At 66.7% G+C, this 23,326-nt stretch carries 19 protein-coding genes and 2 riboswitches; of the genes, 7 read left to right on the top strand and 12 right to left on the bottom strand.

The window, feature by feature from the left end; genetic code table 11:
- Position 1: 1 nt before the first annotated feature.
- Positions 2-1,690: an alkaline phosphatase family protein gene (locus sphst_RS06995; protein ID WP_199848939.1), complete on the top strand. Its 1,689-nt coding sequence runs from the start codon at positions 2-4 to the stop codon at positions 1,688-1,690.
- Positions 1,691-1,810: 120 nt separating this feature from the next.
- On the opposite strand, the gene sphst_RS06990 is transcribed toward sphst_RS06995, so the two are convergent.
- A complete protein-coding gene (locus sphst_RS06990) occupies positions 1,811-2,743 on the bottom strand; it encodes a hypothetical protein (protein WP_031395765.1) in 933 nt (310 codons plus the stop codon).
- A gap of 237 nt (positions 2,744-2,980) precedes the next feature.
- On the opposite strand from sphst_RS06990, the gene sphst_RS06985 reads away from it, so the two are divergent.
- Positions 2,981-4,189, top strand: coding sequence for a cation:proton antiporter (locus sphst_RS06985; RefSeq protein ID WP_107045346.1), 1,209 nt, complete (start codon positions 2,981-2,983; stop codon positions 4,187-4,189).
- Positions 4,190-4,245: 56 nt separating this feature from the next.
- Here the strand turns inward: sphst_RS06985 and metH are convergent, their stop codons facing one another.
- The 4 genes from metH to sphst_RS06965 all read right to left on the bottom strand — a co-directional run bounded on the left by metH (position 4,246) and on the right by sphst_RS06965 (position 10,090).
- Positions 4,246-6,873 (bottom strand): methionine synthase, encoded by a 2,628-nt coding sequence (gene metH, locus sphst_RS06980; RefSeq protein ID WP_107045345.1) that lies wholly within the window; start codon positions 6,871-6,873, stop codon positions 4,246-4,248.
- A 134-nt stretch (positions 6,874-7,007) separates the two neighbouring features.
- A complete protein-coding gene (locus sphst_RS06975) occupies positions 7,008-8,066 on the bottom strand; it encodes a homocysteine S-methyltransferase family protein (protein WP_031396518.1) in 1,059 nt (352 codons plus the stop codon).
- A gap of 129 nt (positions 8,067-8,195) precedes the next feature.
- Positions 8,196-9,140, bottom strand: a complete 945-nt coding sequence (gene metF / locus sphst_RS06970) for a methylenetetrahydrofolate reductase [NAD(P)H] (protein WP_107045344.1) — start codon at positions 9,138-9,140, stop codon at positions 8,196-8,198.
- A complete protein-coding gene (locus tag sphst_RS06965) occupies positions 9,137-10,090 on the bottom strand; it encodes an ArsR/SmtB family transcription factor (RefSeq protein ID WP_031396520.1) in 954 nt (317 codons plus the stop codon). Before sphst_RS06965 ends, metF begins: the two co-directional genes overlap by 4 nt.
- Positions 10,091-10,297: 207 nt before the next feature.
- Between sphst_RS06965 and sphst_RS06960 the strand changes: the two genes are divergently transcribed.
- Both sphst_RS06960 and sphst_RS06950 read left to right on the top strand, forming a co-directional pair.
- The gene (locus sphst_RS06960) at positions 10,298-10,669 is read left to right on the top strand and encodes a hypothetical protein (protein ID WP_031396521.1); all 372 of its coding nucleotides are present in this window, start codon (positions 10,298-10,300) and stop codon (positions 10,667-10,669) included.
- A 334-nt stretch (positions 10,670-11,003) separates the two neighbouring features.
- Positions 11,004-11,951, top strand: a complete 948-nt coding sequence (locus tag sphst_RS06950; protein WP_031396522.1) for an aldo/keto reductase — start codon at positions 11,004-11,006, stop codon at positions 11,949-11,951.
- Positions 11,952-11,989: 38 nt separating this feature from the next.
- On the opposite strand, the gene sphst_RS06945 is transcribed toward sphst_RS06950, so the two are convergent.
- Both sphst_RS06945 and sphst_RS06940 read right to left on the bottom strand, forming a co-directional pair.
- Positions 11,990-12,349, bottom strand: a complete 360-nt coding sequence (locus tag sphst_RS06945) for a response regulator (protein WP_031396523.1) — start codon at positions 12,347-12,349, stop codon at positions 11,990-11,992.
- A gap of 198 nt (positions 12,350-12,547) precedes the next feature.
- On the bottom strand, positions 12,548-13,933 hold the full coding sequence (locus sphst_RS06940) for a helix-turn-helix domain-containing protein (protein ID WP_031396524.1): 1,386 nt from the start codon (positions 13,931-13,933) through the stop codon (positions 12,548-12,550).
- 191 nt (positions 13,934-14,124) lie between these two features.
- On the opposite strand from sphst_RS06940, the gene sphst_RS20880 reads away from it, so the two are divergent.
- Together sphst_RS20880 and sphst_RS06935 are read left to right on the top strand one after the other, a co-directional pair.
- Positions 14,125-14,283 carry a hypothetical protein gene (locus sphst_RS20880; RefSeq protein WP_166746134.1) on the top strand — a complete coding sequence of 53 codons (159 nt, stop codon included), beginning with the start codon at positions 14,125-14,127 and terminating at the stop codon, positions 14,281-14,283.
- 146 nt (positions 14,284-14,429) lie between these two features.
- Positions 14,430-15,392, top strand: coding sequence for a cation diffusion facilitator family transporter (locus tag sphst_RS06935; protein WP_031396525.1), 963 nt, complete (start codon positions 14,430-14,432; stop codon positions 15,390-15,392).
- Here sphst_RS06935 and sphst_RS06930 read toward each other — a convergent pair.
- Positions 15,386-16,921, bottom strand: a complete 1,536-nt coding sequence (locus sphst_RS06930; RefSeq protein WP_107045408.1) for an aminoacyl--tRNA ligase-related protein — start codon at positions 16,919-16,921, stop codon at positions 15,386-15,388. The two genes, sphst_RS06935 and sphst_RS06930, sit on opposite strands and share 7 nt — an antisense overlap.
- Before the next feature lie 186 nt (positions 16,922-17,107).
- On the opposite strand from sphst_RS06930, the gene sphst_RS06925 reads away from it, so the two are divergent.
- On the top strand, positions 17,108-18,004 hold the full coding sequence (locus tag sphst_RS06925) for a DMT family transporter (RefSeq protein ID WP_107045343.1): 897 nt from the start codon (positions 17,108-17,110) through the stop codon (positions 18,002-18,004).
- A gap of 179 nt (positions 18,005-18,183) precedes the next feature.
- Here sphst_RS06925 and gcvPB read toward each other — a convergent pair whose 3' ends face one another.
- From gcvPB to gcvT, 4 genes are all read right to left on the bottom strand, one after another.
- Complete coding sequence (gene gcvPB / locus sphst_RS06920; protein ID WP_031396530.1) at positions 18,184-19,764, bottom strand: aminomethyl-transferring glycine dehydrogenase subunit GcvPB; 1,581 nt, start codon at positions 19,762-19,764, stop codon at positions 18,184-18,186.
- Positions 19,761-21,119, bottom strand: a complete 1,359-nt coding sequence (gene gcvPA / locus sphst_RS06915; RefSeq protein WP_107045342.1) for an aminomethyl-transferring glycine dehydrogenase subunit GcvPA — start codon at positions 21,117-21,119, stop codon at positions 19,761-19,763. The genes gcvPB and gcvPA overlap by 4 nt, the downstream gene beginning before the upstream one ends.
- Before the next feature lie 121 nt (positions 21,120-21,240).
- Entirely contained in the window at positions 21,241-21,612 is a 372-nt protein-coding gene (gene gcvH, locus sphst_RS06910) for a glycine cleavage system protein GcvH (RefSeq protein ID WP_031395016.1), read from the bottom strand.
- Position 21,613: 1 nt separating this feature from the next.
- Positions 21,614-22,861 carry a glycine cleavage system aminomethyltransferase GcvT gene (gcvT, locus tag sphst_RS06905; protein ID WP_081877647.1) on the bottom strand — a complete coding sequence of 416 codons (1,248 nt, stop codon included), beginning with the start codon at positions 22,859-22,861 and terminating at the stop codon, positions 21,614-21,616.
- A gap of 46 nt (positions 22,862-22,907) precedes the next feature.
- A riboswitch (glycine riboswitch) is annotated at positions 22,908-23,012 on the bottom strand.
- Position 23,013: 1 nt separating this feature from the next.
- Positions 23,014-23,132, bottom strand: a riboswitch (glycine riboswitch).
- Positions 23,133-23,326 lie beyond the last annotated feature (194 nt).

The raw sequence follows: 23,326 nt of genomic DNA, 5'->3' as shown, positions 1-23,326 counted from the left end.
CATGCTGCTGCTCGTCAAAGGACTGTCCGTGAAAGCACTTATCGCCGCGTTGCTCCTGACCCCGGCCGCGTCCGTGACCGCGTCCGCGCAGACCGCTCCGGCCCCGGCCCCGGCCCCGGCCCCGGCGGTTGCCGCACCGACGCCCGCCACGCCGCCAAAGCTGATCGTGGCGATTTCGGTCGACCAGTTCGCGGCCGACCTGTTCCAGCAATATCGCAACCACTTCACCGGTGGCTTCACCCGCCTGCTGAACGGGGTGGTGTTTCCGAGCGGCTATCAGAGCCATGCCGCGACCGAGACCTGCCCCGGCCACTCGACCATCCTGACGGGCATGCGGCCCGCGCATACCGGGATCATCGCGAACAACTGGGTCGACCAGCGCGCCGGCCGCCCCGACAAGATCGTCTATTGCTCGGAGGACGAGCGCGTCGCCGGCAGCACGCATGACAGCTACACCGTGTCCGACATGCACCTGAAGGTGCCGACGCTTGGCGAGATGATGAAGGCGCGGGATCCGCGCACCCGCTCGGTCTCGGTCGCGGGCAAGGATCGCGCGGCGGTGATGATGGGCGGCCACAAGGTCGACGAGCTCTGGTGGTGGGACGGCAAGACCTATGTCTCCTATGCGGGCCGCGCGGTACCGCCGGCGGTGCAGCGCACGCGCACCGCGGTCGCCGGGCTGATCGCGCTGCCCCAGGCCGCGCTGCCGCTGCCCGGTTATTGCGCAGGCGTGAACCACCCGATCGTGATCGCGGGCAAGACCTACGGCCAGGGCCGCTTCGAGCGCGAGGCGGGCGACGCCAAGGGCTTCCGCGTGTCGCCGGCGTCCGATGCCGCGGTGTTCGCGATGGCGGCGGCGCTGGTACAGGACATGAAGCTCGGCCAGGGGCCGCAGACCGACATCATCGACATCGGCGCGTCGGCGACCGATTATATCGGCCACACCTACGGCACGCAGGGGTCCGAGATGTGCATCCAGATGGCCGAGCTCGACAAGACGCTCGGCGGCTTCTTCGCGGTGCTGGACGAGACCGGCGTGGATTACGAGGTCGTGCTGACCGCGGATCACGGCGCGCACGACGCGACCGAGCGGCAGCAGCAGCGCGCGATGCCGATGGAGGCGCATATGGATGAGAATGTGCTCGCCAAGCAGGTCGGCACCGCGATCGCCAAGGATCTGGGCCTGCCCGGCAGCGTCCTGCTCGGGACCGAGGGCGACGTCTATATCGACGATGCGCTGCCCGCCAAGACACGCGCCAAGGTGCTGACCGAGGCGCTGCGCCGCTATCGCGCGCTGCCGCAGGTCGCCGCTGCCTTCTCGGCTGCCGAGATCATGGCGACGCCGATGCCGACCACCCCGCCCGAGACCTGGACGCTGATCGAACGCGCGCGCGCCTCCTTTGCCGAGGGCCGCTCGGGCCAGTTCGTCACGCTCCTCAAGCCGCGCGTGACGACGATCGTGTCGCCCGCCGGCGGCTATGTCGAAACGCACGGCAGCCCGTGGGACTATGATCGCCGCGTGCCGATGCTGTTCTGGCGCAAGGGGATCGCCGGGTTCGAACAGCCGCTGTCGGTGGAGACTGTCGACATCGTGCCGACGCTCGCCGCGACAATCGGCCTGCCGGTATCGGGGCTCGACGGCCGCTGCCTCGACCTCGACGCGGGCGCGGCGAGCACCTGCCCGAGCTGAGGAGCCCCGTCGGACCGCTTGGACCCTGTCCTCCCGCCGCCCGTCATCCCGGCGAAAGCTGGGACGACGGGGTCTTGAGCGGCGGCGGTACGAACCCCCCGCTTCCCCCGCAGCCTCGACTTAGCGCGTCTCGAACGCCCGCAACCCCGGGCCCAGCCGGTTCGCCCCGAGCGCCAGCCGGTCATGGCTGTAAGTCGCCAGGAATGCGGGACTGGTCGCATCGCCCGGTGCCAGCCGCGCGTCATTGTCCTCGACGCGCAACCCGGTCGAGCGATAGGTCTTCGCTTCCGCCGCGACGACGATCAGCCCGGTGTGGTTCTCCTTCTGCCGCCCCTGCACGAAGGTGTTGCGCGCGATCAGCCCGGTCGCGCCTTCGGGCAGGTCGATCATGTAATTGGTCTTCCGCCCCGCGCTGTCGTCGAAGCTGTTGTCGGTGATCGAGACGGTCGGCACGCGCAGTTTGACGTAATGCCCGCCGGTCCCGCGCTCGAACCGCGAGCGGGTGATCGTCACGCTGCCCTGGTTCGCCAGATACACGGCATGCGAGCAGCTCGGCGACTGGTCGCACTGGCCTAGCCCCGAAAAGGTCGACCGGTCGATCGTGATCCGCTGCTCGCTTGGCTCGCCGCCGAGGATGCCTTCCTGGCTGTCGAGGAACATCGCGTTGACGACATTGAGGTCCCCCATCTCGGTGCGGATCCCCGCGCCATTGCCGTCGGGGACGCTGTAGCCGCGAAAGACCAGGCCATCGACGACCGATCCCTGCCCGCGCAGCACCAGTGCCGCCTTCTCCTCACAAGCCACGCCTTCGAAGATCGCGGTGCCCGGCTCCACCGCCTTGAAGGTGATCCGCCCGCCCGCCTGCACCGCGCATTGCCGGTAGGTGCCGGGCGCGATCAGGATCGTCGCGGTGCCGAGCCGGATCGATGAGACCGCCTCCTGCAGCGTCGCAAAGCCCTGCCCGTCGACGGTGAAGGGCGACGCGCGCCGCACCGGCGCTTGGGCCGAGGCGGACGCAGCAACCAGCACGAGCAATAAGAGCGATCGGTTCAAGCAGGGCACTCCCTCATCGGCCAGCCACGATTGCGCCGCCACGCCCCGTGCTTAGCGCGGATGCGCCCCGGCTGCCGATAGCGGGGGCCCGCCCCGCGTCCCGCAATGGCGCAGCCTGCAAACGGATCGACACCGGTTCGACCGTAGCGAAGCATATTGCCGCCGCCTGCCCGGCCGCATACCACCCCGCAGCATAAAGCCGGCGGGGGGCCCCCGACTGCGCGAGAGGGGGAATGCATGCACGCCATGACACCGACGGAGGTCTTCCTCCTTGCGATGCTCATCATCTTCAGCGTCCCCTATCTGGTCTGGCGGCTGGGCCGGACCGATTACTGGGCACCGCTGGTCGTGGTGCAGATCTTCGGCGGCATCCTGCTCGGACCGGGCGTGCTCGGCGCGCTCTTCCCCGATTATTATGCGACGATCTTCACGCCTGCGACAATCGGCTCGCTGAACGGCGTCGCGTGGTGGGCGGTGATGATGTTCGTGTGGGTCGCTGGCATCGAACTCGATCTCGGCGCGGCATGGCGACATCGCCGCGAGACCGCGGTCACCGCCGGCCTCGCGCTGGCAGTGCCGCTCGCGACCGGCAGCATCGCCGCCGCGCTGATGCTGCGCTATCCGGGCTGGGCAGGCGTGTCGGGCGCGCGGTGGCAGGTCGTTCTGGGCATCGGCATGGCCTGCGCGGTCACCGCGCTGCCGATCCTCGTGCTGTTCCTTGAAAAGCTCGAGGTCCTGCGTGAGCCGATCGGCCAGCGCATCCTGCGCTATGCCAGCCTCGACGATATCGCGATCTGGGGCGTGCTCGCGCTGATCCTGCTCGATTGGGAGCGCGTGGGCCGGCAGGCTGGCTTTCTGATCGGCTTCTCGGTCGCCACCCTGCTGATCCGCCGGCTGATGGCGCGGATCCCGGAGCGCGATCGCTGGTATGTCAGCCTGATCTGGCTCGCCGGCTGTGGGTTTGCCGCGGACTGGGCGGGTCTGCATTTCATGGTCGGCGCGTTCCTGTCGGGCGCGGTGCTCGACGCGAAATGGTTCGACCAGGTCCGAATGGACGATTTCCGCCGCTTCGTGCTGCTCGCGGTGATGCCGGTGTTCTTCCTGTCGACCGGCCTGAAGACGCAATGGGCGGTCGGCGGGATTGCGGTGTTCGCCGCCGCAGCATTGCTGCTGCTCGCCTCGGTCGGCGGCAAGCTCGCGGGCGTCCACGCCGCCGGGCGGATCCTCAAATGGCACTCGGGCGAGGCGTCGGCGATCGGCTGGCTGCTTCAGACCAAGGCGCTGATCATGATCATCTTCGTCAACATCCTGCTCGACAAGGCGATCATCACCAACGAAACCTTCACCGCACTGCTGCTGATGGCGTTGGCCAGCACGATGCTGAGCGTGCCGATGGTCGCGCCGAAGCTGAAGAGGCTGGCGGCCTTGGTCGGGCGTAGCGCCTGACAGCCATAAGCATGGCGCCACCCCGGCGAAGGCCGGGGTGACGTCACGGTTCGGGGTCAGTCCAGGTTCGGCCGCAGCCAGCGCTCCGCGATCGGCAGGTCGACGCCGCGGCGCTCTGCATAGTCTTCCAGCTGGTCGCGACCGACGCGGGCGACACCGAAATACTCCGCCTGTGGGTGGCCGAAATAGAAGCCCGAGACGGCCGCGGTCGGAAACATCGCGAAGCTCTCGGTCAGTTCAAGCCCGGTCGCGGTCTCGGCATCGAGCAGGTCGAACAGGATCGGCTTCAGGCTGTGATCGGGGCATGCGGGATAGCCCGGCGCAGGGCGGATGCCGCGATACTGTTCCTTGATCAGCGCATCGTTGGTCAGCTGTTCCTCGGGTGCATAGCCCCACAGCTCCTGACGGACATGCTTGTGCAGCCGTTCGGCGAACGCCTCGGCGAAGCGATCGGCGAGCGCCTTGAGCAGGATGTCGTTGTAATCGTCATGCCCCGCCTTGAACCGCGCGATATGCTCGTCGATCCCGTGGATGCCGACTGCGAACCCCCCGAACCAGTCGCCTGCGGGATCGACGAAATCGGCGAGGCACATGTTCGCGCGCCCCTCGCGCTTCGAAATCTGCTGGCGCAGCATCGGCAGGCGCACGTCCTCGTGCGGCATGTCGTGGCGGCGCGTGTGCGAGACGACCACATCGTCCCCCTCGCGCCGCGCCGGCCACAGCCCCACGACCCCGCGCGGCGTCAGCCATTTCTCCGCGACGATCGTGTCGAGCATCGCCTGCGCATCCGCATAGAGCGAACTCGCGCTCTCGCCGACGACCTCGTCGGTCAGGATCGCCGGGAAATTGCCCGCCAGCTCCCAGGCGCGGAAGAACGGCGTCCAGTCGATATAGTCGCGCAGGTCGGTCAGGTCCCAGTCCGCGAACACATGGACGCCGGGCTTCGCCGGCGCCCCGGGCTTCAACGCGAAGTCCGCGACGAACCCACGCTCGCGCGCCGTCTCGATCGGGATAAGCTCGCTCTGGCCCTTGTTGGCGCGCGCCACCCTCACCGCTTCATATTCGTCCGCGGTCTTGGTCACAAACTCGTCGCGGATCGTGTCGCTGACGAGCGTCGACGCGACACCCACCGCGCGGCTCGCGTCGAGCACATGGACGACCGGACCATCATAGGCGGGCGCGATGCGCAGCGCGGTGTGGACCTTCGACGTGGTCGCGCCACCGATGAGCAGCGGCATCGTCATGCCCGCACGCTTCATCTCCTCGGCGACCGTCACCATCTCGTCGAGGCTCGGCGTGATGAGGCCCGACAGCCCGATCATGTCCGCGTCATTCTCGTTCGCGGCCTCGAGGATCTTCGACCACGGCACCATGACGCCCAGATCGACCACGTCGAAGCCGTTGCACTGCAGGACCACGCCGACGATGTTCTTGCCGATGTCATGCACGTCGCCCTTGACGGTCGCCATGATGATCTTGCCCTTGCCGCGCGCGCCGGGCTCCTTGGCTGCCTCGATGTAAGGCAGCAAATGCGCGACCGCCTTCTTCATCACGCGCGCCGATTTCACGACCTGCGGCAGGAACATCTTGCCGCTGCCGAACAGGTCGCCGACGACGTTCATGCCATCCATCAGCGGGCCCTCGATCACCTCGATCGGGCGACCGCCATTGCCGTCGATGATCAGCCGCGCTTCCTCGGTATCCTCGACGACGTGCAGGTCGATGCCCTTGACCAGCGCATATTCGAGCCGCTTGTTGACGCCGAGCGAACGCCATTCGGCCGCCGCCTTCTCCGCGACGACATCGGTGCCGCGATAGCGCTCGGCGAGCTGGACGAGCCGCTCACCCGCTTCGGGATCCTTGTTAAGCACGACATCCTCGACCGCCTGACGCAGCTCAGGATCGATATCGTCATAGATGTCGAGCTGCCCGGCGTTGACGATCGCCATGTCCATGCCCGCGGGGATCGCATAATACAGGAACACGCTGTGCATTGCGCGGCGCACGGGCTCGTTGCCGCGGAACGAGAAACTGAAGTTCGACAGCCCGCCCGAGATATGGACGTGCGGGCAGCGCGCCTTTATCTCGCGGCACGCCTCGATGAAGTCGACGCCGTAATTATCGTGCTCCTCGATCCCCGTCGCGACCGCGAAGACGTTGGGATCGAAGATGATATCCTCGGGCGGAAAACCGATCCCAACGAGCAGCTTGTAGGCGCGCTCGCAGATCTCGACCTTGCGGTCCTTGGTGTCCGCCTGCCCGACCTCGTCGAACGCCATCACGACCACCGCGGCGCCGTATGCCATGCACTTCTTGGCCTGGCTGAGGAACTGCTCCTCGCCCTCCTTCATGCTGATCGAATTGACGATCGGCTTGCCGCTGACGCATTTCAGCCCCGCCTCGATCACGCTCCATTTCGAGCTGTCGACCATGAACGGGATGCGCGCGATATCGGGTTCGGCGGCGATCAGCTTCAAGAACGTCGTCATCGCGTGGTGCGCGTCGAGCAGCCCCTCGTCCATGTTGACGTCGAGCACCTGTGCGCCGCTCTCGACCTGCTGGCGCGCGACCTCGACCGCGGCAGGATAGTCGCCCGCCATGATCAGCTTCTTGAAGCGGGCCGATCCGGTGACGTTGGTTCGCTCGCCGATGTTGACGAAGGACGTGGAGGAGGGAGTGGTCATCGGTTCATTTCTTCCCCCCCTCCCGCAAGCGGGAGGGGGTCGGGGGGTGGGCGCCCGGCATCCGCGGGCCTAGTCGTTGGGGGAGAGCGCGAGCCCACCCCCTGCCCCCTCCCGCTTGCGGGAGGGGAAGAAAGTCAGGCCGCCATCGTGAACGGTTCGAGCCCGGCAAGCTTGGTCCGCACCTCCGGCCGCGAGACCGCCCGCGGTTCCAGCCCGCGCACGCCGTCGGCCATCGCCTTGATATGCGCAGGGGTCGAGCCACAGCAGCCGCCGAGTACGTTGACCTGCTTGGCCACCGCCCATTCGCCGACCAGCCCGGCGGTCGTCGCCGGCATCTCGTCATATTCGCCAAGTTCGTTGGGCAGCCCGGCGTTCGGGTAGATCATGATCAGCGTGTCGGCGATGCCGGACAGGGTCTTCACATGCGGCCGCAGCTGCTCCGCACCGAACGAGCAGTTGAGCCCGATCGTGATCGGCTTAGCATGCCGCACCGCGTGCCAGAACGCCTCGACCGTGTGCCCCGACAGGTTGCGGCCCGACAGATCGGTCAGCGTCATCGACAGCATGATCGGCACGTCGCGCCCCAGGTCGTCGCCCGCCTCGATCGCGGCCATGATCCCGGCCTTGGCGTTGAGCGTATCGAACACCGTCTCGATCAGGATGAAGTCGACGCCGACCCCCTCGCCGCCCTCGAGCAGCGCGTCGATCTGTTCGCGGTAGACGCCCTTCAGGTAATCGAAATCGATCTCGCGATAGCCGGGATCGTTGACGTCGGGGGACAGCGACAGCGTCTTGTTCGTCGGCCCGATCGCGCCGGCCACGAACCGCGGCCGGCCGTCCTTCGCCTCATATTCGGTCGCAAGCGCCCGTGCGATCTTCGCGCTTTCGACGTTGATCGCGCGGACCAGATGCTCGGCGCCGTAATCCGCCTGGCTGATGATGTTCGCGCTGAACGTATTGGTCGAGACGATGTCCGACCCCGCGTCGAGATATTCGCGCGTGATCGTCTGGGGCACGTCCGGCCTGGTAATCGCCAGAATGTCGTTATTGCCCTTCTGGTCGTGGCTGAGCCCGAGGTCGCCCGCATAGGCCGCCTCGTCGAGCTTCCAGTTCTGGATCTCGGTGCCGAACGCGCCGTCGGTGATCAGGATGCGCTTGGCGGCTTCCGCGTTGAAACGTTCACGTGGTGTCATCGATTGGACTCCCCCCTCCCGCAAAGCGGGAGGGGTCGGGGGGTGGGCGCCCGCTATCCTCGGGCGGTATCGTTGGGGGCGAACGCGAGCCCACCCCCGGCCCCTCCCGCCTGCGGGAGGGGTGATGAATTATGCCGCGGCGACCTTTTCGCTCGGCTTCGCGCGGACGCCGAGCATGTGACAGATAGCATAGGCGAGTTCGGCGCGGTTGAGCGTGTAGAAGTGGAAATCCTTCACGCCGCCGGCATAGAGCCGCCGGCACATCTCGGCCGCGATCGTCGCCGCGACCAGCTGTCGGGCCGCAGGGTGGTCGTCGAGCCCCTCGAACAGCCGGTCCATCCAGGCCGGGATCTCCGCCCCGCACGCGCTCGCGAACTTGCGCGTCTGCGCGACGTTCGAGACCGGGAGGATACCCGGCAGGATCTGCGCGGTGATTCCCGCTGCGGCCACCCGGTCGCGGAACCGGAAATAGGCTTCCGGCGAGAAGAAGAACTGCGTGATCGCCCGCGTCGCGCCCGCGTCGAGCTTGCGCTTGAGGTTGTCGAGATCGACGTCATGCCCGCCGGATTCGGGGTGGCATTCCGGATAGGCCGCGACCGAAATCTCGAACGGATGCAGCCGTGCCAGTCCGGCGACCAGCGCGGCCGCATTCTCATACCCGCCGGGATGCGCCTGATAGGGCTGACCCAGCGTCGGCATGTCGCCGCGCAGCGCGACGATGTGCCGTACGCCTGCCGCCCAATATTCCTCGGCAACCTGATCGATCTCGGCCTTGGTCGCCTCGACGCATGTCAGGTGCGCGGCGGCGTTCATCGACGTTTCGCGCTGAATCCGCGCAACGGTCGCGTGCGTCCGCTCGCGCGTCGACCCGCCCGCGCCATAGGTCACCGACACGAAATCGGGACCGAGCGGCTCGAGCGTACGGATCGCGTCCCAAAGCTGGGCGTCCATCTTGTCGCTCTTGGGCGGGAAGAATTCGAAGCTGATCCCCACGTCGCCTGCGAGGTCGGCAAAGAGCGGTTCTTCGAGCGCACGACGCGCCTCGGCCAGTTGGGGAATAGTGATTGTCGTCATGCCGCCTTCACCTCACGCAAACTCAGGCCAATCCTGCGGCCGAGCCATAATTTCACCGTCAGCTCACCGCCCTCGAGCGTCTCGACCCGCGCGGTCTGCAAACCGGCCGCGTCGAACCAAGCCGTCATCTGATCGTCGGCAAAGCCGAGACGCGTATGCGCATCGCTCAACCGCAATTCTTCGCGGTCGTGGCTCGCGAAATCCGCGATCAGCAACCGCCCGCCCGGTGCCAGCACGCGCGCCGCCTCGCGGACTGCGGCGCCGGGCTGCTGCGCAAAATGAAGCACGTGGTGCAGGATCGCGACGTCCGCCGCCCCGTCGTCGAGCGGCAGCGCGTACAGATCCGCCTGCCGCAATTCGGCATGCGCCATGTCGTGGAGCTTGGCGCGCGCCAGGCGCAGCATCTCCGAACTGCGATCGATTCCCAGCGCCAGCCGGGCATGTCCACCGAACAGCTCGAGCATCCGGCCCGTCCCCGTGCCGATGTCGATCAGCGTCCCGACCCTCGCATCGCCGAGCATCGCCGCCATCGCCGCCTCGACCTCGCTTTCGGCGACGTGCAGCGAACGGATCGCATCCCATTCGCCGGCATGCCCCTCGAACCACGCCGCCGCGCTCGCCGCCCGATCGGCGCGCACCGCAGCAAGCCGCGCCGCGTCGGCAACCGCCCAGTGATCGGGTTCAGCCTTGGCCCAGCTATCGAGAGCGGCAGCGACCGGATCGACGACATCGCTGCGCCCCACGCCGACGAATACCCAGCTGCCCTCCTTGCGACGCTCCGCCAGACCGGCATCGCACAGGATCTTCACATGGCGCGACACGCGCGGCTGGCTCTGTCCGAGCACCTGCGCGAGTTCGCCAACCGACAGCTCCATGCGACGCAGAAGCGCGAGAATACGCAATCGGGTCGCATCCGCCATCGCACGGAAGATTTCGAGCGCCATCGTCATGGGCAGTCATATAAAGAATTCTTTATATGAGGTCAACGCAGGCCGTAGCGTGTCGCTGGAGGAATGCTGACCCCAAGGTCGTCCCAACGTCGACGGATCGGAAACGCTTGGTCCGCGTTCGAACACGCGATGAACTGGAAAGCATCCGGCTCACAAGCGTCAGGTCCCTCCGGATCGACGCCGAATTTGATGATGGGAGTGTTATTCATGAAGAAGTTTCTGATCCCCGCGCTGGTCCTGACGGCCGGCCTCGCAGCGTGCAGCAACAATGCGCAGAACGAGACCGCGGAAGCGGCGAACGCCATCGCGGCGGACGCAAGCGCGACGACCCAGAACGCGGTCGCCGATGTCGATGCCGCCAGCGATCGTGCGCTCGGCTCGGCTGAAGCATCGCTCGACAATGCCGGTGCACGCATGGACAACGCCGCTGACCGTCTCGACGCCAGCGCAGACCGCGCCGGCGAGCGCGCAGAGGCCAACGCCGACCGTGCGGGTGCCGCGATCAACAACAGCGCCGACCGCGCAGCAGACGCCACGGGTAACGCACTGACCCGCGCCGGCAACGCGATCAAGGACTGATCCCCGTCACGGACCGCCCCGCACCGCGTCGTCCGACCGCGATCCAGTCGATGGTCCTGCGCTCCCGGCCTGTCTGGTCGGGACGTGGACTATCGGCAGGATTCGCTTCTGGCGGCCGGCTCGGGGCGGTTCTGTCTCTCGTCCTGCTGGGCGCCTGTTCCCCGACTCCGGAACAACCCGGCGCGGTCACGCGGGACGAGGCAGCGCAACTCAACGATGCCGCGACCATGCTCGACGCGAACAGCATGCGCCCCGACGGCCCACCCCCTATTGGCAACTCGACCGCTGACGGCACGACACCGTCCCCCTCCCCCTCGCAAAGCGACCAGCCCCAATGATGAATCGCCGCCTCGGCTCGACCGATCTCAAGATCGCCCCCCTCGTTCTCGGGGGGAACGTGTTCGGATGGACAGCGGACAAGACCGCCAGCTTTGCGGTGCTCGATGCATTCGTCGCGGGTGGCGGGACAATGATCGACACCGCCGACATGTATTCGTCATGGGTGGACGGTCATGAGGGTGGCGAATCCGAGACGATGATCGGCGACTGGCTGCGGACGAGCGGCAGGCGTGACGACGTGCTGATCGCGACCAAGGTCGGCATGCTGCCGGGTGAAGGTGGCGAGAAGCTCCAGCCGGCGCGTATCGCGGCAGCGGCCGAAGCATCGCTCAAGCGTCTCGGCACGGATCGCATCGATCTCTATTATGCGCATCAGGATGACGACACGGTGCCGCAGGAGGCTGTCCTCGAGGCCTTCGGCAAGCTCGTCGATGCCGGAAAGGTGCGCGTCATCGGCGCGTCGAACTTCCACGCCGCACGCCTGAAGTCTGCGGTGGACGCCGCAAAGGCCAGCGACCTGCCGCGCTATCATGTCCTCCAGCCCGAATATAATCTCGTCAGCCGCGAAAAGTTCGAAGGCGAATTGCAGGACTATTGCGTGACCGAGAATATCGGCGTTCTTCCCTATTACGGTCTCGCATCGGGCTTCCTCACCGGTAAATACCGCACGCCCCACGATCTGGGCGCAAGCGTTCGCGGCGGTGGCATGCGCGACCTCCTCGACGGAAAGGGCAAGGCAGTTCTCGAGGCGATGGATGCGGTCGTCTCTGACACGGGCGCCAGCCACGCTCAGGTCGCGCTCGCATGGCTTCTGGCACAGCCCGGGATTACCGCACCGATCGCAAGTGCGACCAGCGCGCGTCAGATCGAGGATCTTCTGCCCGCGATGACGCTCGAGCTTTCGGATGCGCAGCTTTCGGCGTTGACTCTGGCGGGGGCGTGATGCGTCCCGCGCCCGGGTGACCGGGCGCGGTCTATGCCTCAGCGGAAATGGCTCACCAGGTTCGAATAGTCGTAGGGTTTCTGGAAGAAGGCGACGCCATCGGGCAGACCTGCGGCTTTGCTCGGCCGCTGGCCGGACGTGACGACAACCTGGATCTGCGGCCAGCGCCGGCGAATGATCGCTGCGAGGGCCAGCCCGTCCATCGAGCCCGGCATGTCGATATCGGTAAAGACCGCCGCGACATCGTCACGCGACGTGAGGATCGCCATCGCCTCGTCCGCATCGTCGGCGACGAGCGTCGACAGTCCGGCATCCTCGATCCGCGCCGTTGCGGTAATTTGGACAAGCAGATGATCTTCGACGATCAGAACGATCCCCGCAGCGGGGCGTCTGATCAATGGCGGTGCGAACAATGGAAACCCCATACACAAATTCAGGGTCGGCTCACGATCGGTCCGCCTGAGGCAGGTCGGGACGCGTGAGGCGCGAACCCGCTATGAACGGTCGGCGGCGAATTCGGACGCATCGCCGACGCGGATTTTCGTCGCATCACATGCGCCCTGTCGCATTCCTGGCGCGTCCAGCCGTATCGGCGTTCAGTCGCCGACGAACGTCAGTGCCGAGGTGCGACGCTCGCGTTCGTTGACGATCAACGCGCGGCCTGCGGGGGCTACCGAGCGCTGCGGGCAATCCGCGCGGAAGCATCCGCGACAGCCGATGCCGATCGGCATAGCCGCGCCCGTCAGATCGATACCGCTCGCAGCGACCAGCCCGCGCGCGAGTGCCGCCTCGACCCCCAATCCGATCGCGAACTCCGCGCGCACCGCCCCGAAGCGACGCCCCTGCGGACGCACCGTCCGCGCCATCGTCAGCCAGCGCGCACCGTCCTCCATCTCGACCAGCTGCACCACCAGGTCCCCCGGACGATCGAACGCGTGATGGAGCTGCCACAGCGGACAACGCCCCTCCGCCTCGACCAGTGCCGCGCCGCTCGCGCCAGGATAGCGCTTGGATGCCTGCCCGGCGCGGTCGATCCGGATCATGAAGAAGGGAAGCCCCCGCGCGCCTACCCGCTGCAACGTCGTCAGCCGGTGCGCGACCTGTTCGAACCCTGCGCCAAACCGTCGCTGCAGCAGTTCGATATCGTAGCCGGTCGCCTCGCACCCGCGCAGGAACCGCGCATAGGGCATCATCACCGCCGCCGCGAAATAGCTGAGCAGATGGCGCCGATACAGCCGTTCGGCAGCGCGGTCGGTGAAGCCTGCGGCCTTGGCCAGCGCATCGACCTCCGCCTGCGTCTCAATCTGGCCAAGCTGGAACGCGACCGCGAACGTCCGTGAGGCGGGATCGAGCACCTCGCTCAGTTGCAGCTGCCGGGCATGGAGATCGAGCCGCCGCAACGTGTCGGGCAGCACGTCGGCAGGCAGGACGCGGATCGTGATGCCGTGTTTGGCGCGCAGACGCTCGGTGATCGCCCCGTAAAGGTCGCCGGCACCCAGCCGCAGCTCGTCCGCCAGCGCTTCGGCGGCGGCGTCGAGATCGGCAAAGTGATTCCGCCATCGCTCGATCTCGCGGCGCACCAGTGCGACCGGGTCGTCGAATGGCGCGATCGCACCATCCCGCTCCCCCATCCGGTCGAACACGCGCGCAAAGGCCTCGGCACCACCGGGCGCGCTGGCCAGCCATTCCTCGACCTCGTTGCGGTCGATCGCCAGGTCGGCGAACATGGGATGCGCCAGACGACGGCGGATCGCCTCCGAACCGCCGCCCGGTTCGGCCGCTGCCAAGGTCCGTGGATCGAAATCGAAGCTTTCCGCCAGTTTGACGAGCAACGTTGCGGAGATCGGCCGCTGGTTGCGCTCGACCAGATTGAGGTAGCTCGGACTGATCGTCAGCATTTCCGCCATCGCGGCCTGGGTCAGTCCGGCACCCCGTCGCAACCGCCTGATCGCATGCCCTGCCAGTAGTTTGCGCTCGGCCATTCCACCTCCCCGTCCTTGTCACGATAGTTACAGAGAGACAGGGTCCGCGCAACGCCCAACGACAGCACAACCCGGCCATTCGCCCGCTCCAGCTTCCAAACCCCGCAAACCTCAGGCTTTATGCTGCTATCGCCGCCCCGGTTGCTCGAGTTTGTAAACGGGGAGACACATTCGCCATGAAGGAGATGGGCATGACGACCGAACCAATGCGCGCCCGCGCCGTTTTCTCGACCGCAGATTTCGAATTGCTCAAGGAAGCGATTGGCGAATTGATCACCAAGGTTTCGGTCGACGACGTCAAGCTGAGCCGCCTCAGCGCGCTGTATCACCGGCTCGGCCGGCTCGGCTGACCGCCACCGTTCGACGGGCATTTCGCCAACAGGCGCGCACGTCGGACCGAGCGATTTCCTGGGGAGGAAAAGGGCCCATTGGTGCACAGGCATCGATGGGCTTTTCCGCGTCTGGCCGACGCCCCCGTCCTCGCCTAGGAGGCGGTATGGCCGATGGAATTCTCAACAAGATCAAGGACGATATCGTCCTTTACGGCGCGCTTGCCGCCAATCTCGGCATTGCCGTCGCAAAGTTCGTCGCCGCGGGGCTGACCGGGTCGTCGTCGATGCTGACCGAGGGTGTCCATTCACTGGTCGACAGCGGCAATCAGATCCTGCTGCTGTACGGACAATCGCGGGCGAAGCAGCCGGCGGATGCGGCCCACCCGTTCGGCTATGGCCGCGAGCTCTATTTCTGGGCGTTCGTCGTCGCGATCCTGATCTTCGCGGTGGGCGCGGGCGTGTCAATCTATGAAGGGTATCGGCACATGCTGCGGCCCGAGCCGCTGTCCGACCCTCTCATCGCCTATATCGTTCTGGGCGTCGCTGTCCTGCTCGAGGGCACGAGCTGGACGATCGCAGTTCACGAATTCGCCAAGTCAAAGGGGGATTCGGGCTGGTGGACCGCGATCCACCGCTCGAAGGACCCGGCAGGCTTCATCGTCCTGTTCGAGGATTCGGCGGCGCTGGCGGGGCTGCTGATCGCCGGGCTCGGCATCTGGGCCAGCCACGCCTTTGCCGACCCCCGGATCGACGGCGTCGCGTCGATCCTGATCGGCCTGATCCTCGCGCTCGTCGCGGTGATCCTGGCCCGCGAGTCGAAGGGGCTGCTGATCGGCGAGCGCGCAGACTCCGCCGTGATCGCGACGATTCGCGGCATCGTCGCGGCGCACCCGGCGATCGCCGCGGTGAACCATGTCCGGACGATCCACACCGCGCCCGACAGCATCTTCGCAGCGATCAGCGCGGACTTCGTCGACACGCTGACGATGGGCGAAGGCGAGACGATGATCGAGGCGATGGAAGGCGAGCTCCGCGCTGCGGTGCCCATGCTCGCCTCGATCTATATCCGTCCCGAAAAGCGCGAGAACGCCGTCGTGGTTCACGAGGGCGTCCCGGAGGATCAATAGGCGCGGGCGATCAGGATCCGCTCGACCGCAGGCTGACCGGTGAAGATGCAGGCGCCATCGTCGCATCCGGTCTGGCCGATCGGCGCGTTGCGGATCGTCAGCTTGAGCGCCTTCAACCGCTCGACGACCGAGTCGAGCGCCGCGCCGGTCGGCTTCGCCCAGCGCACATCGACCCAGCCGGGATTCTTCACACCATCGGCGAAATGCGTCTCGAGCGCCGCAAAGTCGTCGATCGGCACGATGTTGGCGCGCAGCCGCTCCACCGACTCGATGTGCAACGCCCCCTGCACGTCCGCCAGCATGCCCGACACCGCTTCGACAAAGGCATCGCGCGGGGTCGCGACGCTGTCGAGCTTGCCGTCCTCGCGGTAGAGACGGTCGCGGCGGATGACCGAGACGTTGCCGCCCGCCATGTCACGGCCGCCGACCTCGATCACGATCGGTGCGCCCTTCTTGACCCAGCCCCAGCGCTTCGTCGCCGCCTTGGCGGGTTTCAGATCGAGCAGCGCACGGACCGGCTCGCCGAGTGCGGACTGCTTGGCGAGTTCGGCCTGAAGCGACTTGCAATAGTCGACGATCGCCGCGTCGTCGGGATTGTCGCGCAGCATCGGCACGATCACCACCTGCCACGGCGCGATCATCGGCGGCACGCGCAGGCCGTCGTCGTCGCCGTGAACCATGATGACGCCGCCGATCATCCGCGTCGACACGCCCCAGCTGGTGGTGTTGGCGAACTCGAACTCGCCGGCTGCGTTCTGGAAGCGGATATTCTGCGCCGAGGCGAAATTGGTGCCGAGGAAATGCGAGGTACCCGCCTGGAGCGCCTTGCCGTCCTGCATCATCGCCTCGATCGAATAGGTCGCGACCGCGCCCGGGAAGCGCTCATTCTCTGGCTTCTCGCCTGCGATGACGTGGAGGCCCAGGCATTCCTCGGCGAAGTCGCGGTACACTTCGAGCATCTTGAGCGTCTCGTCGCGCGCTTCGTCGACGGTCGCGTGCGCGGTATGCCCCTCCTGCCAGAGGAACTCGCTGGTGCGCAGGAACATGCGCGTGCGCATTTCCCAGCGGACGACATTGGCCCATTGGTTGATCAGCACGGGCAGGTCGCGCCACGACTGGACCCAGCGCGCGAACGCGGCGCCGATGACCATCTCCGACGTGGGGCGCACGACGAGCGGCTCCTCGAGCTTGGCGTCGGGATCGGGCACGAGTCGGCCATAGCCATCCGCCTTCAACCGGTGATGCGTGACGACCGCCATTTCCTTGGCGAATCCGTCGACATGCTCGGCCTCCTTCTCGAAATAGGAGAGCGGGATGAAGAGCGGGAAATAGCAATTCTCATGCCCCGTCGCCTTGATCCGGTCGTCGAGCAGTCGCTGGATCCGCTCCCAGATGCCATAGCCCCAGGGGCGGATGACCATGCAGCCGCGGACGCCGGATTCCTCGGCGAGGTCGGCCTCGGTGATGACGGCCTGGTACCAGGCGGAAAAATCTGCCTCGCGGGTGACGGGGAGTGCGCGCTTTATCATGGCGTCGCGCTTATCGCGAACATGGCGCTTCGTCACCCCATCCCACCGCCCCTACCGCCGTCAGCCTGACGAAAGTCAGGACCAAGGATACCACCCGAAGCGCTTCTGGCTCTTGATCCTGACTTTCGTCAGGATGACGGCGGTTTGAGGGTGGGATCGCGGGCGCGGTTTGCGTAGGTGCAGGCAATGCCCTCGGACCGCATCCTTCCCGCCATCGGCATGCGGCTGCTGTCGGTCGTGATCTTCGCCCTGATGAACACCGCGATCAAGCTAGCCGAACGCCACGGCGCGAGCGTGTCGGAGATCCTGTTCTTCCGCCAGTTCGGCGCGTGCCTGCTGGTGTCGGCCGTCATCACCGCCGGACCCGGCCTGCCCTCGATCGCGACGAAGCGGCTGCCCGCGCACATCATCCGCGCGGTCGTCGGGCTGTCGGCGATGGCGTTCACGTTCAACGGGATCGTCGCGCTGCCGCTGGCGGAGGCGACGACGATCGGCTTCACCGTGCCGATCTTCGCGACGATCCTCGGCGCGCTGGTGCTGCGCGAGCCGACCGGGTGGCATCGCTGGGCCGCGGTGGCGGCGGGGTTTGCCGGCGTGCTGATCGTCGCGCAGCCCGGAAGCGGCGATCATTTTCCGTTATGGGGCGCAGGCTGTGCGCTGGCGGGCGCGTTCGGGACGGCGAGCGTGTCGATCCTGCTCCGGCAGATCGGCAAGACCGAGAGCGCGCTGACGACGGTGTTCTGGTTCTCCGCGCTGTCGCTGGTGCCGCTGTCGGTGATCTACGCGCGGGCGGCGGAGGCTCATGATCTCGTGACCTGGGCCTGCCTTGCGAGCGTCGGGATCTTCGGGGGCCTCGCGCAGATCGCGATGACGACATCGTTGCGGCTCGGGCCGGTATCGGTGGTGGTGCCGATGGATTATTCGAGTCTGTTATGGGCGACATTGCTCGGCTGGCTGGTGTTCGACACGCTGCCCGCCGAGGCGACCTGGTTCGGCGCCCCCGTCATCGTCGCGAGCGGCCTCTACATCGTCTGGCGCGAACATGTCCGCCGCCAGGACGAAACCGACCGCGCGATCGCCTGACGGGCATCATATCCGTCATCCTGACGAAAGTCAGGATCCAGAGCCACGACCGGTATCGCTCGGTTACCCTGGGTCCTGACTTTCGTCAGGACGACGGGAGCGGATGGGATGACGGAGCGCGTAGGGCGCGCTCCGTCTCCGCCATGCTTCGGGAAGCCGGGGTGTCGCTGGCTCGGGGCCTACTCCGCCGCCTGCGCAAGCGGTGCGGGATCCTTCCAGACCAGCACCGGTTTGCGTGCCGCGAGCGTCTCGTCGAGGCGCGCGCGGGGGGCGAAGTGCGGGGCGGTCTTGAGGCTGGGGTCGCCCGCCTTGGCGCGTTCGGCGACCGATCGCAGTGCGGCGATGAACTGGTCGAGCGCCGCCTTCGATTCGGTCTCGGTCGGCTCGACCAGCATCGCGCCGTGGACGACGAGCGGGAAGTACATCGTCATCGGGTGGAAACCCTCGTCGATCAGCCCCTTGGCGATGTCGATCGTCGAGAAGCCCTCGGCGAGACCCGAATCGGAGAACAGCGCCTCGTGCATGCATGGACCCGACGGGCCGAACGGCGCGTCGAGCGTCTCGTCGAGGCTGCGCAGGATGTAGTTCGCGTTGAGCACCGCATCTTCCGACACCTGGCGCAGGCCATCGGCGCCGTGGCTGAGGATGTAGGTCAGCGCGCGCGTGAACATGCCCATCTGGCCGTGGAACGCGACCATCCGGCCAAAGCTGCCGGCATGATGTTCGCCTGCGGTTTCCTCCTCGACGAGGACAAAAGTCTCGCCCTGCTTTTCGACGAACGGCAGCGGGGCGTAGGGCGTAAGCGCCGCCGAGAACACCACCGGACCCGAACCTGGACCACCGCCGCCATGCGGGGTCGAGAAGGTCTTGTGCAGGTTGATGTGCATCGCATCGATGCCGAGATCGCCTGGGCGGACGCGGCCGACGATCGCGTTGAAGTTCGCGCCGTCGCAATAGACGAAACCGCCCGCCGCATGCACTGCGTCCGAAATCTCGCGCATGTCGCGCTCGAACAGCCCGCAGGTGTTGGGGTTGGTGATCATCACGCCCGCGACGTCGGGGCCGAGCCGGGCCTTCAGCGCTTCGGTGTCGACGCGACCCTCGGCGGTGGCGGGGATATCCTCGACGCTATAGCCGGCGAACGCGGCGGTCGCGGGGTTGGTGCCGTGCGCGCTCTCGGGAACGAGGATGACCTTGCGGTGCCCCTCACCCTTGGCTTCGAGCGCGGCGCGGATCGCGAGGATCCCGCACAGCTCGCCATGCGCGCCCGCCTTGGGGCTCATCGCGACCGAGGTCATGCCGGTGAGCGTGACGAGCCAGTGCGCGAGCTGGTGGATGACCTCGAGCGCGCCCTGCACGGTATCGACCGGCTGGAGCGGGTGGACGTCGGAGAATCCGGGCAACCGTGCCATCTTCTCGTTGAGGCGCGGATTGTGCTTCATCGTGCAACTGCCGAGCGGGAAGAAGCCGAGATCGATGCCGTAATTCTGGCGCGACAGACGCGTGTAATGGCGGACGGTCTCGGGCTCCGACAGACCGGGGAGGCCGATCGGAGCCTTGCGTGCCAGCGCGCCGAGCTTGCTGGTCGTCGCGCGTGCGGGCGCGGTCGCGAAGTCGACGCCGGTGGTGTGGCTGTCGCCGATCTCGAAGATCAGCGCTTCCTCCAGCATCAGCGCCTTGTTGCCGGTGACGCTGGCGGCGACGTTGCCCTTGCCCTGCTCGGGCGCGGTCGGGCGCCAGCCGCTCTGGTTGATGCTCATGCCAGTATCTCCTGGAGTGCGGACGCAAGCGTTTCGACGTCCTCCGCGGTGGTCGTTTCGGTCACGGCGACGACGAGGCCGTTGGCGAGATCGTCCTTGCCCGGGTAAAGCCGCCCTAGCGAGACGCCCGCGAGGATGCCGCGGTCCGCGAGCGTGCGGACGACGGGGCGCGCCTCGACGGGCAGCTTCAGCGTGAATTCGTTGAAGAAGCTGTCGTTGATCAGTTCGACGCCGGGGATCTGCGACAGGCGCTCGGAAGCGGCCACGGCACCCGCATGGTTGATCTCGGCCAGCTCTCGCAGTCCCGCTTCGCCGAGCAGCGTCATGTGGATCGAGAAAGCCAGCGCGCACAGCCCCGAGTTGGTGCAGATGTTCGACGTCGCCTTTTCACGGCGAATATGCTGCTCGCGCGTCGACAGAGTCAGCACGAAGCCGCGGCGGCCATCGGCGTCGACGGTTTCGCCGCAAAGCCGGCCGGGCATCTGGCGGACATATTTGTCCTTGCACCCGAACAGGCCGACATAGGGCCCGCCGAACTGGAGGCCGACGCCGAGCGACTGCCCCTCGCCGACGACGATGTCCGCGTCCATCTCGCCGGGCGAGGTGATCGCGCCGAGCGCGACGGGCTCCGTGACGACCGCGATCAGCAGCGCCTTTTTCGCGTGGCACGCATCCGCGAGCGGACGCAGATCGGCGATGCGGCCGAGGATGTCGGGATACTGGACGACCACGCACGACGTGTCGTCGTCGATCTTCGCGATCAGCCGGTCGAGGTCCATTTCGGGCACCAGCCGCGGGTCGGTCGTGTCGAGCACGTCGCCGGTGAACTTGGCCATCGTGTTCGACACCGACACGTAATGCGGGTGCAGCCCCGCCGACAGGATCGCCTTGCCGCGCTTGGTGATGCGACGCGCCATCACGATCGCTTCCCAGCACGCGGTCGAGCCGTCGTACATCGACGCATTGGCGACGTCGGTGCCGAGCAGCCGCGCGACCTGAGTCTGGAACTCGAACAGCATCTGCAGCGTGCCCTGCGCGATCTCGGGCTGGTATGGCGTGTAGGCGGTCAGGAACTCGCCGCGCTGGATCAGGTGATCGACGCTGGCGGGTACATGATGCTTGTACGCGCCGCAGCCGAGGAAGAACGGGGCTTCACCCGCGGTCAGGTTCTTCTTGGCGAGCACCGACATGTGGCGTTCGACCGCCATTTCGGAGGCATGCATCGGCAGGTCGCGGACGGGGCCGTCGAGGCGGGCGGCTTCGGGCACGTCGACGAACAGGTCGTCGATCGTCGCGGCACCGATGACGGCAAGCATCGCCTCGCGGTCGGGCTGGGTCAGGGGAAGGTAGCGCATGGAACTCTCCTTGCCCCTCCCCTTCAGGGGAGGGGTTGGGGGTGGGGCGTTTCCACAGGCGGCGCGTCTGTCGCACTGTCCCACCCCAACCCCTCCCCTGAAGGGGAGGGGCTTTGACGAATTAAAGCCCTTCGACGAACGCCGCGTAGGCAGCTTCGTCCATCAGGCTGTCGAGCTCGCTCGGATCGCTGAGCGTCAGCTTGAAGAACCAGCCGGCGGCTTCGGCGTCCGAATTCACCAGGCTCGAATCGTCGGCGAGCGCGGCGTTGCCCTCGATGACGGTGCCCGACACCGGCGAATAGACGTCCGACGCGGCCTTGACCGATTCGACGACCGCGGCATCCGCGCCCTTGGTCAGCTGCTTGCCGGCCTCGGGAACCTCGACGAACACGACGTCGCCAAGCTGGCTCTGCGCGTATTCGCTGATGCCGACCGTGCCGACGTCACCGTCGACATCGACCCACTCATGATCCTGCGTAAAATAACGGCTCATATCACTTGGCTCCTGCGCGGACGTAGCGGTGGGGAATGAAGGGCATTGCGGTGACGGTCGCGCTATGGACCTTGCCGCGCTGTGCGATCTCGATGCGGGTGCCCGGCGTCGCCAGCGCGAGCGGCACATAGGCCATCGCGATCGGCTTCCCGAGCGTCGGCGCGAACCCGCCGCTGGTGAGGCGGCCGATCGTCGCGCCGGTGTCGTCGATCACCTCGGACCCCTCGCGCGCGGGCTGGCGGCCCTCGACGATCAGGCCGACTCGCTTGGCGGCGGGGCCATTCTCGCGCTGGGAAAGGATACGCTGGGCGCCGGGGAAATCGGCGGCCTCACGGCGGCGCTTCGATAACGCGAAACCGAGGTCTGCCATGACCGGCGTGGTCTCGGGATCGAGATCGTGGCCGTAGAGTGGCAAACCGGCTTCGAGACGCAGCGAATCGCGTGCGCCAAGGCCGATCGGCTTGATCTCGGGAAGTGCGAGCAGCGCGTCGGCGAACGCGACGGCATGCTCGGCGGGGATCGAGATCTCGACGCCGTCCTCGCCGGTATAGCCCGATCGGCTGATCCAGAGCGGCACGTCGTTCCAGTGGAACGCGCCCGCGGTCATGAACACGAGGCTGTCGATGCCTGGGACGATCCGCGCAACCGCCGCGACGGCCTTGGGGCCTTGCACCGCGAGCAGCGCCTGATCGTCGAGGATGTTGATCGTGACGTCGTCGGGCAGATGCTCGATCAGATAGCTGACATCGTCATATTTGGTCGCGCCGTTGACGACGACGTAAAAGCTGCCGCTGGCGGTCGGCGACGGGTGGAGCGGGTCATACGCCTCGGGCTCGACGTCCTGCGCGGAGAAAGGCGAGGGCTGATCGTCGGGCAGCCGCGTCGCCATCAGGTCGTCGAGGATGCCGCCATCCTGCGCGAGCAGCAGCGAATAGCGCATCTTGCCCTCGCCAAGGCCTGCGATGTCGCCCGGCAGCACGGTTTCGAGCGCGCTCGCGACGCCTTCGCCCGAGAAGACGAGCTGGCCCATGTGGCTGACGTCGAACAGGCCAGCCGATTCGCGCGTCCAGGCGTGTTCGGCCATGATGCCGTCATACTGGATCGGCATCTGATAGCCGGCGAACTCGACCATCCGTGCGCCGTTCGCGCGGTGCCACGCGTCGAGCGGCAATGGCAGCACCTCGGGCTCGACGTAATCGTCGGCCTCGTCGATGATGCTCGCATAGTCTCGAATGTCGGCGTCGCTCATGTCGGTCTCCGTCGAAGGGGCGCGCGGCACCCTGTGGTGCTGCGATCCGACCCCCTCTGTCACGGAACCTGAGAGCTTTCACCGCCTGATTGGCGGCTTACCCCTTCGGTGGCCCTCGGCGCAGACGCCAGGACGCTTTCCAGAGTGTCGATCAGCCCCGCGCGGTCTCTGGTGCCTGAGAGATTCCGGGGTGGTTGCTCCTTCGGCGGCCCCCTGCCCCTTTCAGGGCCGATCCTAAAAGGACCAGGAAACGCTCTCCCGCGCGGTGCCATGCCGGTTGCCCGACATCGACGCGTCAAGCTGTGCCGCGCCGCACAATCTTAGTCAATCGGGCTTGGTCGATCGGGCTCCTGCGAGACGTGAAATTCGTGACTGACGTCAAGTTGCGAGCCGAACGACGCCCGTACCCGCCGTCATCCCCGCGGAAGCGGGGACCCATATCATATACCGTCAAGTCTCCATCAT

It is taken from the genome of Sphingomonas sp. STIS6.2, from assembly GCF_000732685.2.
GTDB lineage: Bacteria > Pseudomonadota > Alphaproteobacteria > Sphingomonadales > Sphingomonadaceae > Sphingomonas > Sphingomonas aerolata.
Note: the sequence above shows the minus strand (reverse complement) of the source record. Positions and strands in the feature narration are given on the sequence as shown.

What these genes read in the sequence shown, in the direction of transcription:
- sphst_RS20880 (WP_166746134.1), top strand. Translation starts at nt 14,125, where the DNA reads ATGACGACCGAACCAATGCGCGCCCGCGCCGTTTTCTCGACCGCAGAT.
- sphst_RS06950 (WP_031396522.1), top strand. Translation starts at nt 11,004, where the DNA reads ATGATGAATCGCCGCCTCGGCTCGACCGATCTCAAGATCGCCCCCCTC.
- sphst_RS06940 (WP_031396524.1), bottom strand. Translation starts at nt 13,933, where the DNA reads ATGGCCGAGCGCAAACTACTGGCAGGGCATGCGATCAGGCGGTTGCGA.
- sphst_RS06935 (WP_031396525.1), top strand. Translation starts at nt 14,430, where the DNA reads ATGGCCGATGGAATTCTCAACAAGATCAAGGACGATATCGTCCTTTAC.
- sphst_RS06930 (WP_107045408.1), bottom strand. Translation starts at nt 16,921, where the DNA reads ATGATAAAGCGCGCACTCCCCGTCACCCGCGAGGCAGATTTTTCCGCC.
- sphst_RS06965 (WP_031396520.1), bottom strand. Translation starts at nt 10,090, where the DNA reads ATGACGATGGCGCTCGAAATCTTCCGTGCGATGGCGGATGCGACCCGA.
- sphst_RS06985 (WP_107045346.1), top strand. Translation starts at nt 2,981, where the DNA reads ATGCACGCCATGACACCGACGGAGGTCTTCCTCCTTGCGATGCTCATC.
- sphst_RS06960 (WP_031396521.1), top strand. Translation starts at nt 10,298, where the DNA reads ATGAAGAAGTTTCTGATCCCCGCGCTGGTCCTGACGGCCGGCCTCGCA.
- gcvPA (WP_107045342.1), bottom strand. Translation starts at nt 21,119, where the DNA reads ATGCGCTACCTTCCCCTGACCCAGCCCGACCGCGAGGCGATGCTTGCC.
- sphst_RS06975 (WP_031396518.1), bottom strand. Translation starts at nt 8,066, where the DNA reads ATGACACCACGTGAACGTTTCAACGCGGAAGCCGCCAAGCGCATCCTG.
- metF (WP_107045344.1), bottom strand. Translation starts at nt 9,140, where the DNA reads ATGACGACAATCACTATTCCCCAACTGGCCGAGGCGCGTCGTGCGCTC.
- sphst_RS06925 (WP_107045343.1), top strand. Translation starts at nt 17,108, where the DNA reads ATGCCCTCGGACCGCATCCTTCCCGCCATCGGCATGCGGCTGCTGTCG.
- gcvH (WP_031395016.1), bottom strand. Translation starts at nt 21,612, where the DNA reads ATGAGCCGTTATTTTACGCAGGATCATGAGTGGGTCGATGTCGACGGT.
- sphst_RS06995 (WP_199848939.1), top strand. Translation starts at nt 2, where the DNA reads ATGCTGCTGCTCGTCAAAGGACTGTCCGTGAAAGCACTTATCGCCGCG.
- metH (WP_107045345.1), bottom strand. Translation starts at nt 6,873, where the DNA reads ATGACCACTCCCTCCTCCACGTCCTTCGTCAACATCGGCGAGCGAACC.
- gcvT (WP_081877647.1), bottom strand. Translation starts at nt 22,861, where the DNA reads ATGAGCGACGCCGACATTCGAGACTATGCGAGCATCATCGACGAGGCC.
- gcvPB (WP_031396530.1), bottom strand. Translation starts at nt 19,764, where the DNA reads ATGAGCATCAACCAGAGCGGCTGGCGCCCGACCGCGCCCGAGCAGGGC.